Origin of the sequence: Mycobacterium sp. IS-1496 (genome assembly GCF_001499995.1) — a bacterium.
Lineage (GTDB): Bacteria > Actinomycetota > Actinomycetes > Mycobacteriales > Mycobacteriaceae > Mycobacterium.
Genome location: NZ_LQIU01000018.1, coordinates 25,134 through 37,505, shown reverse-complemented (window position 1 = coordinate 37,505; position 12,372 = coordinate 25,134). Strand labels below are relative to the sequence as shown.

Sequence of the window (12,372 nt, the reverse complement as noted above, 5' to 3'; positions counted from 1 at the left end):
GGAAGGAGCCAGACATGCACCATGGACCCGAACGGATCGTCCTGATCACCGGCGCCTCGGGAGGCATCGGCGCCGAGGTCGCGCGGCACCTCGCCGGCCCCGACACCCACGTGGTCGTCCACTACCGCGAGAACTCCAGCGGCGCGGACGCCGTCGCGGACGCCATCCGCCAGGCGGGCGGTCACGCGTCCACGCTGGCCGCGGACATCTCCGACGAAGCGCAGGCGGCGACGCTGATGGATGCCGTCGCGGCGCGGTTCGGGCGTCTCGACGCGCTGGTCCTCAACACCGCGAGCCGGCCCGAACTCGGCGCCGACCCCCGGTACGCCATGCGCCTCAACCGGGATGCGCAGCGTCGTCTCGCCCAGCTGGCCGTACCCCTGATGCCGGCCGGCGGCCGCATCGTGTTCGTCACCAGCCACCAGGCGCACTTCTTCCCGAACAAGGCCGTGCCGAAGGGTTATGTGGCCGTCGCCGCGAGCAAGCGCGCCGGGGAGACCGCCCTGTACGGGATGCGGACGGTCCTCGCCCACGCCGGCGTCCACCTCACCGTGGTCTCCGGCGACCGGGTCGACGGTCCGACCATGCGACCGCTGCCGACGGCCGACGAGTTCGCCGAGGCGATCGTCACCGCGGCCACGACCGCGCACCCGCCGAGCATCGCCTACGTCGGCCGGGCCGACTACCTCATGACCGCCTGACCGCTCGCGGTCACCTCGATCTCCTCACCACGACGGCAGATCAGCCCGTCGCGCTCGAACGCGTCGAGCCAGTCCGGCATCGGCCAGCGGTTCCAGCGGCGCCGGAAGATCCTGGCGTTGCCGACGATCTGGTGCAGGTGCTCGACCGGCGGATCGGACACCGGATGATGCTGGTGGTAGGCGTGCGCGCCGCCCACCCAGACGAGGGGGACACCGTGCTCGCGCGCGACGGCGCCGAAATCGGTGTCCTCGCCGCCGTAGCCCACGTACGCCTCGCAGAAACCACCGAGGAGCCGCCACGTCCGCGCGGTGACCGCGAAGGACAGCGACCAGAACAGGTCGTGGTCGTCGGCGACGACGAGCCGCCCGGCGGCGGGATCGGGGCGTGCCGGATGCGGCCGGGTCATCGTGTCGAGGGCGTCCACCGGGTAGCCGTCGCCCGCCGGCGGCGGCGGCAGGTAGGTGACCGGTCCGCTGAACAGCGCGGCGGACTCGGCCTCCGCGCACGCCCGGACGTACCGGCCGACCAGTTCGTCGCCGGGTATGCAGTCGACGTCGAGGAAGATCAGCACGTCCGCGCCGCGCCGCAACGCGTGCTCGGCGCCCATGTTCCGCGCCCGCGCCAGAGGTAGGCCGCAGGACGGCCCGGACGTCCTCGCACACTCGATGACCTCGGCCGAGCTGTCCACCGCGCCGGCGATCCCGGGGTCGTCCATCGCCACCACGACGCGCAGGTCCGGCCGTACCCGCGAGCGGTCGAGTCCGGCGCTCTGCCGGCGCAGGTGCCCGTGGCGGCCGTGCGCGACCGTCACCAGCGCGGTCGTCGGGGCGCTCACGCGGCGATCACCGATGCGGCGCGGGCGGCGGCGCCCGCGCCGCGTAGCCGCTGCCACCGACCACCGGCGTTGCGGGTTCGGGCCGCCGACAGCAGCCCCGCCCACTCGTCGGGGCGCGGCCAGGCCGGCGCGGTGACCACGACGCCCGCCTCGGCCAGCGCTCCCGCCGTGGCGCACTGCTCACCGAAGGGCCGCTGCTGTGGGATGACGACGGCGGGAACGCCTGCCGTCGCGATGTCGGCGATGGCGCTCTGTCCCGCGTGGGTCACGACGACGTCGGCGCCGCTCAGCAACGGCCACAGCTCGTCCACCCAGCCGGCGTCTCCGCCGGCGGCCACCCAGCGACAGTCGGGCGCCGCGCGCCGCAGCTGGTCGAGCGCGTCATCAGGCGTCGCCGATCCACCTGCCCCCGCCAGCAGCAGTCCGGTCCTCGGCCGCGCGGCCGACGGCGTGACCGGCGGGGCACCGTCGAAGCGGCTGATCACGCCGACGTAGTGGGTCCGTTCGTCGTGCGGGGCCAGCCAGCCGGGGCGGTACACCTCGCGCGACCACGGGGCGACGATCCGGTCGGCGATGTCGTATCCGAGCGCGTGCACCGCGTCGCCGCGATCGCCCGGCATCGCCATCACCGTCACCGCGACGCCGGCCAGCCGGCACAGCAGCGCCACCTCGACGGAGACGTCGACGACCATGCGGCGCGGTCGCAACGTCGTGATGGCGTTCACCAGCACCGCGGAGCGGTCGGCGAGGCCGCCCAAGTTCAGCGGGACCCAGTGCAGCCGGCCGTTGGCCGTCGGATCGGCGGCCGCGGTGTCCTGCCCGGGGACGTCGAGCGGCAGCCGCACCCAGTCGACCCCGGGGCGGAGTTCCCGCGGACGCGGCGCCGAGGAGAAGAACACCACCTCCTCGGTGAGATGCCTGCTGATGGCCAGCGCCCGCGATGTGTGGCCGCGTCCGTGATGGTGCACGTAGTAACCGATCACGCCGAGACCCGCTCGTCCTCGACGTCCATCAGGTCGGCGTACCGCGCGAGGTAACGCTCGACCATCACGGTCTGCGAACAGTGCGATTCCGCACGCGCCCGGACCGGGCCGCGCGGCAGTTGCGCCGCGGCGAGCAACGCCCGGCTGAGCGCGTCGACGTCGCCGGGTGGCGCCAGCCGGCCGCTGGAGGCGTCGATGGTCTCGGGGATGCCGCCGCGCGCGAAGGCCGCCACGGGTGTGCCGCTGGCCAGTGCCTCGGCGGTCACGAGACCGTAGGGCTCCTCCCAGCGAGGTGTCACCAGCGCGACGGCCGCGTTACCCACCAGTTCGTTGAGTTCATCGCGGCGCAGGTGTCCCTCGTAGCTCACCGCACCGCCGAGCTCCGGCCGCACCGCCTCTTCGAAGTACGCGGGGTCACCCACCGGGCCCGCGATCCGCAGCGGGCACCCGGCCGCCCGTGCCGCGGCGATCGCGTCGGGCAGCCCCTTCTCCGGAACCAGACGCCCGCTCCAGACCGCGTAGTCGCCCCCGGGTCCGGGTCGCCACTCGTCGAGGTCGATGCCGTTGGAGATGACGGGCACCGGCCCGTTGACCGGCTCCCACTGCCGTGCGGTGAACGCACTCACCGCGGTGAACGAGCTGGCGACCCCGCCCGGCAGCGCCACCGCCTGTTCCAGCCATTTCAACGGCGGGGTGTGCAGCGTGGTCAGCATCGGCACCGGAAGCGTGCGCGCCATGGCCAAGGGCAGGTAGTGGAGGCTGTGGTTGTGGACGATGTCGAACGAATCCCTCAGCCGGTCAGCCAGATTCAGCATCACCGACAGGTAGGCGTGCGTTTCGTGAACCACCCAGTCGGGCACCGAGGGGTCCTCGCGGGACGCGTCGGTCATCTCCAGGGCGTGCACCGGAACCACGTCCCAGGGCAGGTCGACCGCGGAGCCCGGCGCCGCGAACATCGTCACGGAATGGCCGGCCGCGGTGAGCGCGTGGGCGAACTGGTAGACGAACGCCTCGAGGCCGCCGGCGAACGGCTGGCGCACGGGATACCGCGCCGAGGCGATCATGGCCACCCGGATCGAAGAGGTCATGCCGCGTCCGCATCCGCGAGGACGGTGCGGTAGAGGCTGCTCATCTCCCGCCGGACCTCTCGCAGTTGCCGTCTCCGCTGCGCGCGCCGGTCGTCGCCGGTCGCCCGCCGGTGTCCCGCCGCGACAAGCCCCTCGCGGACCGCATGCCGCAGGCTCTCCACCAGTCGCGTACCTGTTGCGGTGTGGTCGTACGTCGGATCGCCGTGCTGTTCGTGGAAGTGCCCGCAGTCGGGGACGACGGCCGCTACCCCGGCGTCGTAGCACGCCTCCACCCATCCCGAATGCGTCCCGAACCGGTAGGGCAGCACGAGCGCATCGATCTCGCCGAGGTAGTCCTGCAGTTCCCGGTCGGTGAACCGGGCGTGCACGCGCACATCGACACCGCGCCGGCTCAGTTCGTCGAGCCGGACGGTGGTCAGTTCACCGGCCCGGGATGAGCGGCGGACGTCCTCGTCCACGTCCAGGCGCAGGCGCCACCCCGGTTCGCCCGCGGCGAGCAGCGCGTCGAGTACCGGTAGCGGATCGATGTTGGCGCGCAACGATTTCGCGTGGACGGCGACCACCGGTTGGGCCCACACGGGACGCTCCGCTCCGACTGCGGCGGGCGTCAGGACGTGCGGATGCGGCAACACGGTCGCCCGCCTGCCCCACCGGTCGGCGATGGCGGCGGCCGCCCCGGTGGTCAGCGTCACGACCGCGTCCGCGGCCGGGATCAGCACGTCCAGCCGTGCCAGGTGATCCCGCGGGTCGCGGAAATGCGGATTGTGCAGATCGTGGACGGTCACCACCAACGGCTTGCGGCGCGCGGTCAGGAACTCGACGACGTCGCGCAACACCGCAGGTGGTGTCGCGTCGAACCCGAAATGCACATGCATGACATCGAAGTACCCGGAATCGTCGGCGAGATATGACGGATCGAGGAACTGTGGTGGCCACCACTGTTCGGGCGACGTCGCACCGGGCGGCCGCGGATCGTCAAGCAGGACAATGTTTTCCGGGTCGATGACGGCACGCACGTAGGGGTGCGCGGCAGGAACCGAGGCAACAGCGATCAATCATCCAAACCTGTCAAGCAGCAGGGGAAGCACACCCTCGCCGCTTGCTAGACGATTGCGCCACGACCGTTGTATCACGATTGGCGACGCCTACTCTCGACGTGGTGAACGACGACGACCCCGCCCGGGTGTGGCACTACCGGGACTTCTACCGCCCGCCCGGTACGGAGCCGGCGGCGGATGCGCCGCTGTGGTTGGTCGTCGGCAACTGTCAGGCCGAAGCGCTGCGGGTGGTCCTGGACGCCGTGCCGCAGCGGCCGTACCGCACCGCCCGCATTCCCCCCGTGCACGAACTGCGGCGCTCCGATCTGCGCCACCTCGACGACCTGTTGACCCAGACCGCCGTGCTCATCTGTCAGCCCGTCCGCGACGACTACCGCGACCTGCCGCTCGGGACGGCACAGTTGACCGAGCGGCTGCCCAAAGCGGCGAAAGTGTTGCGGTGGCCGGTTATTCGCTACGCCGGGCTGTACCCGTTCCAGGTCATCGTGCGCCATCCGGCCGATCGGTCGGTGACCCCTCCCCCGGTGCCCTACCACGATCTGCGGACCATCGTGGCGGCCCGCGACCACCGGTCCTCCGACGAGCCGTGGGACGTCGACGTGTCGGCGGCGCAGCTGCGGGCGGTCGCCGACGCCAGCCGCGACGAGCTCGCCCGCCGCGAGCGTGCCCACACCGATGTGGGGGTGTCCGACGTGCTGCCCGGTCAGGGCGCGGACGCCGCACACACCATCAACCATCCGGGCAACGGTGTGCTGACCGAGCTGGCGCGGCGGATCCTGTGTCACCAAAATGTCACACTTTCGCTCGAGCCGCCTGCTCGGACGCTGCTCGGCTCGATCCGCGCGCCCCTGGAGCACCGGGTGCTGACGGCACTGGGCATCGACGCTGCCTCTCGGTCGAATTGGGAAGAGGGACAACGCATATGGACGCCGCAGGAGGTGCACGCGATCCAGATGCGCTGGTATGCGGCTCATCCCGACTACATCGCCTTGGCGCTGGAACGCCACGCCGCGACGCTCGATCTGCTCGGCCTCCCGGCGGCGGGCCTTTTCCGGTGAACGCGGCCGTCACCCATCTGGTGGTCGGCCCCGGCGAGCACGGGGTCACCCGGTTCGGCAGCGAGCTCGTCCGAACCCTGCGGCAGAACGGATTCGACGCCCCGATCGCGTATACCGCCGACGCCGCGCTACGGGCGGCGCCGGCCTGTGGGGTGCACGTGCAGTTCACCGACCGCCTCTTCGGGAGTACGCCCGAGCAGGCGGCTGAGGCGGTGGGCGCGCTCGTGCACGACATCCGCCGGCGCGGCGGGCGGATCACCGTGACCCTGCACGATCTCCCGCAACCGTCGGACGGAACACACCACCACCGACGATGCGCCGCGTACGCCGAGGTGGCCGGACTCGTCGACGGTGTCGTCGTCAGCAGCGAGCACGAGCGCGCGTTGATGGCCGAGGGCGGGGTGCGTGCGCGCCGCGTCGCCGTGGTGCCCCTGCCCGTGTCCACCGCGGGCCCGGTCGGGGCCGAATCACCGCGCCACGACGGCATGCGGACCGTCGGCGTCTTCGGCTTCCTCTACCCGGGCAAGGGGCACGCCGAGGTGATCGGGGCGCTCGCCGACGCCGCACCGGACGTCGAGATCCTCGCCCTGGGCGCCCCGTCGGCCGGACACGCCGGCCTCGTCGACGAACTGGCCGATGAATGTGCCCGCAGCGGAAGGCGTTTCCGCGTCACCGGTCACCTCGCCGACGCCGACGTCGGCCCCGCGCTGCGCGGCGTGACGGTGCCGGTCGCCCCGCACCGCCACGTGTCGGCATCCGGTTCGCTCAACTCCTGGGTCGGCGCCGGACGGCGTCCGCTCGCGCCGGCCAACCGGTACACCCGCGAGTTCGAGCAGCGCAACCCCGGTGCGGTCCTGCTGTACCCGGACACCCCCGCCGGGTTGCGTGGTGCGCTCGAGCACGCCCTCGACGCTCCCGCGGTGACGTGGCTGCCGCCCGGCACGGAGTGCGTGCCGTCCCCGGCCGCGGCCGCCCGGCAGTACGCCGGTCTGCTGCGGCGGTGGCACTCGTGACAGCACGACCGATCCCGCTGAGCGACGGCCGTTTCACCGTCCCCGGCAACCGGTGGGACCTGATGGCGGGCCGCGCCGCCCCCGACGTGCCGGTGGCCGTCGTCATCCCCTTCTACAACCAGCAGCGCGAACTCGACCGGACACTGGACGCGCTCACGCGGCAGACCTACCCCACGCACCTCGTCCAGGTGATCGTCGCCGACGACGGTTCAGCCCGCGCACCGACGCTGCGCCGTTCGCCGCTCGACATCCGGGTGGCCCGGCAGGAGGATCTGGGGTTCCGGGCGGCGGCGGCCCGCAACCTCGGCGCCGCCGCGGCGGATGCGGCCGTGCTGTGTTTCCTCGACGCCGACACCGTTCCCGAACCCGGCTACCTGCGCGCCGCCACGCGGCTGCCGGCCCAGCTGCCGGACGCGTTGGTGGTGGGCCGGCGGCGCTACGCGGACCTCGACTCCCTCGCCGCCGATGCCGCGCCGCGGCCGCTGCCCGAGCCGCGCTGGCTCAGCGACGCCTACACGGCCACCGCGAACCTGCTCCACCTCGACCACAGGTCCTACCGTTACGTCATCAGCTCGGTGATGTCCTGCGGCGCGGACCTCTTCACCGACATCGGCGGCTTCGACGAGTCGTTCGTCGGCTACGGCGGCGAGGACTGGGAGTTCGCGCACCGCGCCCTGGCCAACGGAGCGGTGCTGCACCACGCCCCCGACGCGGTCGCCTGGCATCACGGACCGGACTGGGCCGGCCGTGATGTCCCCGACCGGGCGGCGGTCAAGAACGCCGAGGCCGTCGCGCTGTCGCGCCGCATCACCGACCCGGACGCCCGCCGCACCGGACTGCGTCACGCGCTGCCCGACATCGCCGTCGACGTGGACGGCACCGGTCACACCGCGGCCTCGCTCGTCGCCACGATCAGCTGCTTCCTCGCCGAGGACGTCGGTGTCTGGGTGCGCGGCGACGACGCCGCCCGGTTGCTGACCGCCGTCGGCGCCTCCGACGACCGCCTCCACGCCGGGCCGGTTCCCCCGGACGTTCTGCGGCGCTGCCGGTACCTCATCACCACCGACGGACGTGCCGTGCTGTCCCGAGCCGGCGTCGCGACGCTGGTGCGCACATGCTCCGGCCCCGGGGTGGGCGCCGTCGCCGCGAGCGCGCCGGGGGTCGCGGTGACGTGCCAGGCCACCTGGGCGCGGAACCGGGTTCGCCGATGGACCACCGGCGCGGTCCGGTTCGCCGACCCCGCCGACGCCGCGGCCGTGAGCCACACCGTGACCGTCGATCCGGAGTCGATCGGCCTGCGCCGCGGGGCCGTGGAACCCGACCTGTCCTGGTGACGATCAGCGGGTCCGCGGTACCGGCGGTCCGGGTGGATGCCAAACTGTGCCGATGCTCATCGCGATACCACGCGAGTCTTCACCGGGTGAGACCCGCGTCGCCGCCACACCGCAGACGGTCGGGCAGATCATCAAGCTCGGCTATTCGGTCGTCGTCGAGTCCGGCGCAGGCGCAGCCTCCAGCTTCTCCGACGCCGCCTACGTCGAGGCCGGCGCCGAGATCGGATCGTTCGACCAGACCTGGTCCGCCGATGTCGTGCTCAAGGTCAACGCACCGACCGACGCCGAGATCGCCGCGCTGCGTGACGGCGCAACCCTGATCGGGCTGATCTCCCCGGCGCTGAACCCCGACCTCGTCGAGCGGCTCTCGACCCGCCGGATCACCGTGCTGGCCATGGACGCCGTACCGCGGATCTCCCGGGCGCAGTCGCTGGATGTGCTGTCGTCGATGGCCAACATCGCCGGCTACCGCGCGGTGGTGGAGGCGGCGCACCGATTCGGCCGGTTCTTCACCGGCCAGGTGACCGCCGCGGGCAAGGTGCCGCCCGCCAAGGTCCTGGTCGTCGGCGCCGGCGTCGCGGGTTTGGCGGCCATCGGCGCCGCGGGCAGCCTCGGCGCGATCGTGCGGGCCACCGATCCGCGGCCGGAGGTCGCAGATCAGGTCGCCTCGCTCGGTGGGGAGTACCTGGCCGTCGATCCGGCCGCGGCGGAGGTGTCGGCCACCGGCTACGCCAAGGAGATGGGCGAGGACTACAAGGTCCGCGAGGCCGCGCTGTACGCCGAGCAGTGCAAGGACGTCGACATCATCATCACCACCGCGTTGATCCCGGGCCGGCCGGCCCCGCGGATCATCACCGCCGACATGGTGGCCTCGATGAAGCCGGGCAGCGTGATCGTCGACATGGCCGCGGCCAACGGCGGCAACGTCGAGGGCACCGTCAAGGATCAGGCCGTCGTCACCGACAACGGGGTGACGATCATCGGCTACACCGACCTGGCCGGACGGCTTCCCGCGACGGCCTCGCAACTCTACGCCACCAACCTGGTCAACCTGCTGAAGCTGCTGACGCCGGAGAAGGACGGGCAGCTCACGCTCGACTGGGACGACGTGGTGCAGCGCTCGGTGACCGTCGTGCGCGACGGCGAGGTCACCTGGCCACCGCCACCGGTCCAGGTGTCCGCGGCACCGGCGGTCGCGACGGCCGCCGCCCCGGCCGTGACCCCGCAGGCCAAGCAGCCGATGTCGATGCGACGCCGGCTCGGGGTGGCCTTCACCGCGGCCGCGGCGCTGTTCGCCCTGATCGCGCTGTCCCCGGCGGCCCTGCAGGTGCACCTCACGGTGTTCGCGCTGGCGATCGTCATCGGCTACTACGTGATCGGCCACGTGCACCACGCGCTGCACACACCGCTGATGTCGGTGACCAACGCGATCTCCGGGATCATCGTCGTCGGCGCCCTGCTGCAGATCGGGCACGCCGACCCGGTGATCACCGGCATCGCCACCGTCGCGATCCTGCTCGCCAGCATCAACGTCTTCGGTGGGTTCGCGGTGACACGCCGCATGCTCGCCATGTTCTCGAGGAGCTAGGACCGTGCTGACCATTGAAACGGCCGCCACGTCGGCCTATGTTGTTGCGGCCCTGCTCTTCATCCTCGCGCTGGCCGGACTGTCCAAACACGAGACGTCCAAGGCGGGCAACACCTTCGGCATGGCCGGCATGGCCGTGGCGCTGGTCGCGACCGTCGCGCTGGCCCTGGACCACGACATCGAGCCGCTCGGCCTCGGGCTGCTGATCGGCGCCATGGCCATCGGTGCGGCGATCGGGCTGTGGCGGGCCCGGATCGTCGAGATGACCGGGATGCCCGAACTGATCGCGCTGCTGCACTCGTTCGTCGGTCTGGCCGCCGTGCTGGTCGGGTGGAACGGCTACCTGCACGTCGAGGGCGAACCCGGCGGCGCCGAGGCGGCCGCGCTCGGCGCCGAAGGCATGCTGGGCATCCACTCCGCCGAGGTGTTCGTCGGGGTCTTCATCGGTGCGGTGACCTTCACCGGCTCGATCGTGGCCAACCTGAAGCTCTCGGCGCGGATGAAGTCGGCGCCGCTGATGCTGCCCGGCAAGAACATCCTCAACGTCGGGACGCTGGTGTTGTTCGCCGCGCTCACCGTGTGGTTCGTCATCGACCCGCAGCTGTGGCTGCTCATCGTGGTGACGGTGCTCGCGCTGCTGCTGGGCTGGCATCTGGTCGCCTCGATCGGCGGCGGCGACATGCCCGTCGTGGTGTCGATGCTCAACAGCTATTCCGGTTGGGCCGCCGCCGCATCCGGCTTCCTGCTCAGCAACGATCTGCTGATCATCACCGGCGCGCTGGTGGGCTCCTCCGGTGCCTACCTGTCCTACATCATGTGCAAGGCGATGAACCGGTCCTTCATCTCCGTCATCGCCGGCGGTTTCGGCATCGAGGCCGGGCCGGGCGAGGACAAGGACTACGGCGAGCACCGCGAGATCACCGCCGAAGGCGCCGCCGAACTCCTCGCGGGCGCCGATTCGGTGATCATCACCCCGGGCTACGGCATGGCGGTGGCCCAGGCCCAGTACGGGGTGGCCGACCTGACCCGCAAGCTGCGCGAGCGCGGCGTCGACGTGCGGTTCGGCATCCATCCCGTCGCGGGCCGGCTGCCCGGGCACATGAACGTGCTGCTGGCCGAGGCCAAGGTGCCCTACGACATCGTGCTCGAGATGGACGAGATCAACGAGGACTTCGACGACACCGCGGTCGTCCTCGTCATCGGCGCCAACGACACCGTCAACCCCGCCGCGTCCGAGGATCCGGGCAGCCCGATCGCCGGTATGCCGGTGCTGACCGTGTGGAACGCCGACAACGTCATCGTGTTCAAACGGTCGATGGCATCGGGATACGCCGGTGTGCAGAACCCGTTGTTCTTCCGGGAGAACACGCAGATGCTGTTCGGGGACGCGCGCGACCGGGTGAACGACATCCTCGCCGCGCTCTGAGCCGCGAAAACCAGGAGACGCAACTATGCCGGTCGATCGTCTACTGCCCTCCGACGAGGCCCGCGAACTCATCGCGCTGACCCGCGACATCGCCGACAAGGTGCTCGACCCGATCGTCGACGCCCACGAGAAGGCCGAGACGTACCCCGACGGGGTCTTCGGGCAACTCGGTGCGGCCGGACTGCTGAGCCTGCCGCAGCCCGAGGAGTGGGGCGGTGGCGGCCAACCCTACGAGGTCTACCTGCAGGTGCTCGAGGAGATCGCCGCGCGGTGGGCGGCGGTCGCGGTGGCGGTGAGCGTCCACAGCCTGTCGTCGCACCCACTGCTGGCGTTCGGCACCGACGAGCAGAAGCAGCGCTGGCTCCCCGGGATGCTGAGCGGTTCACAGATCGGCGCGTACAGCCTGTCCGAACCGCAGGCCGGCTCCGACGCCGCGGCATTGCGTTGTGCGGCACGGCCTTCCGACGGCGGCTACGTGATCACCGGGGAGAAGTCGTGGATCACCCACGGCGGCCGGGCCGACTTCTACACGCTGTTCGCACGGACCGGCGAGGGGTCGCGCGGTATCAGCTGTTTCCTGATCCCCGGTGACCAGCAGGGGCTCTCCTTCGGTAAACCGGAGGAGAAGATGGGGCTGCACGCGGTGCCGACGACCACCGCACACTACGACCAGGCCCGCGTCGACGCCGACCGGCGCATCGGCGAGGAGGGCCAGGGTCTGCAGATCGCGTTCTCCGCGCTCGACTCGGGACGGCTCGGCATCGCGGCGGTAGCGGTCGGTCTGGCGCAGGCCGCGCTCGACGAGGCGACGGCGTATGCCAACGAGCGGACGACGTTCGGCCGCAAGATCATCGACCACCAGGGCCTCGGGTTCCTGCTCGCCGACATGGCGGCCGCCGTGGTGAGCGCCCGCGCCACCTATCTGGACGCGGCGCGGCGGCGCGACCTCGACCTGCCCTACTCGACGCAGGCCAGCGTCGCGAAACTGGTGGCGACCGACGCGGCGATGAAGGTGACCACCGACGCGGTGCAGGTGCTCGGCGGCGTCGGCTACACCCGCGACTTCCGGGTTGAGCGCTACATGCGCGAGGCCAAGATCACCCAGATCTTCGAGGGCACCAATCAGATTCAGCGGCTGGTGATCTCGCGGACGCTCACGGCGCGCTGAGACGTTTGCCCGGCGAACGTGAGCTTGTGCGCGAGTTTCCGGCGGCGGTTTCTCGCACACGACTTCACGTTCGGCAGATGATGTGATCATCGCCGATCAGGGTAGGCCGACCGGCGGGT

At 71.5% G+C, this 12,372-nt stretch carries 11 protein-coding genes; 7 read left to right on the top strand and 4 right to left on the bottom strand.

What is annotated here, in order from left to right:
• Positions 1-14 precede the first annotated feature (14 nt).
• Positions 15-701 carry an SDR family oxidoreductase gene (locus AU195_RS11555; RefSeq protein ID WP_059159207.1) on the top strand — a complete coding sequence of 229 codons (687 nt, stop codon included), beginning with the start codon at positions 15-17 and terminating at the stop codon, positions 699-701.
• Here the strand turns inward: AU195_RS11555 and AU195_RS11550 are convergent.
• From AU195_RS11550 to AU195_RS11535, 4 genes are read right to left on the bottom strand one after another with little or no spacing between them, the layout of a single operon-like run.
• A complete protein-coding gene (locus AU195_RS11550; RefSeq protein WP_059159206.1) occupies positions 683-1,537 on the bottom strand; it encodes a glycosyltransferase family 2 protein in 855 nt (284 codons plus the stop codon). The two genes, AU195_RS11555 and AU195_RS11550, sit on opposite strands and share 19 nt — an antisense overlap.
• A complete protein-coding gene (locus tag AU195_RS11545) occupies positions 1,534-2,520 on the bottom strand; it encodes a glycosyltransferase (RefSeq protein ID WP_059159205.1) in 987 nt (328 codons plus the stop codon). Before AU195_RS11545 ends, AU195_RS11550 begins: the two co-directional genes overlap by 4 nt.
• Positions 2,517-3,608: a glycosyltransferase gene (locus tag AU195_RS11540; RefSeq protein ID WP_059159204.1), complete on the bottom strand. Its 1,092-nt coding sequence runs from the start codon at positions 3,606-3,608 to the stop codon at positions 2,517-2,519. The genes AU195_RS11545 and AU195_RS11540 overlap by 4 nt, the downstream gene beginning before the upstream one ends.
• Entirely contained in the window at positions 3,605-4,663 is a 1,059-nt protein-coding gene (locus AU195_RS11535) for a glycosyltransferase family protein (RefSeq protein ID WP_082703038.1), read from the bottom strand. The genes AU195_RS11540 and AU195_RS11535 overlap by 4 nt, the downstream gene beginning before the upstream one ends.
• A 104-nt stretch (positions 4,664-4,767) precedes the next feature.
• Here AU195_RS11535 and AU195_RS11530 point away from each other — a divergent pair, with 104 nt between their 5' ends.
• The 6 genes from AU195_RS11530 to AU195_RS11505 are packed head-to-tail and all read left to right on the top strand — an operon-like array spanning position 4,768 to position 12,253.
• A complete protein-coding gene (locus tag AU195_RS11530) occupies positions 4,768-5,724 on the top strand; it encodes a WcbI family polysaccharide biosynthesis putative acetyltransferase (protein ID WP_157531109.1) in 957 nt (318 codons plus the stop codon).
• Positions 5,721-6,737, top strand: coding sequence for a glycosyltransferase family protein (locus AU195_RS11525; RefSeq protein WP_059159201.1), 1,017 nt, complete (start codon positions 5,721-5,723; stop codon positions 6,735-6,737). The genes AU195_RS11530 and AU195_RS11525 overlap by 4 nt, the downstream gene beginning before the upstream one ends.
• Complete coding sequence (locus AU195_RS11520) at positions 6,734-8,071, top strand: glycosyltransferase (RefSeq protein ID WP_286149220.1); 1,338 nt, start codon at positions 6,734-6,736, stop codon at positions 8,069-8,071. Before AU195_RS11525 ends, AU195_RS11520 begins: the two co-directional genes overlap by 4 nt.
• Positions 8,072-8,123: 52 nt before the next feature.
• Positions 8,124-9,659 (top strand): Re/Si-specific NAD(P)(+) transhydrogenase subunit alpha, encoded by a 1,536-nt coding sequence (locus tag AU195_RS11515; protein WP_059159241.1) that lies wholly within the window; start codon positions 8,124-8,126, stop codon positions 9,657-9,659.
• 4 nt (positions 9,660-9,663) lie between these two features.
• Positions 9,664-11,085 (top strand): Re/Si-specific NAD(P)(+) transhydrogenase subunit beta, encoded by a 1,422-nt coding sequence (gene pntB / locus AU195_RS11510; RefSeq protein WP_059159199.1) that lies wholly within the window; start codon positions 9,664-9,666, stop codon positions 11,083-11,085.
• Positions 11,086-11,110: 25 nt separating this feature from the next.
• Positions 11,111-12,253: an acyl-CoA dehydrogenase family protein gene (locus AU195_RS11505; RefSeq protein WP_059159198.1), complete on the top strand. Its 1,143-nt coding sequence runs from the start codon at positions 11,111-11,113 to the stop codon at positions 12,251-12,253.
• Positions 12,254-12,372 lie beyond the last annotated feature (119 nt).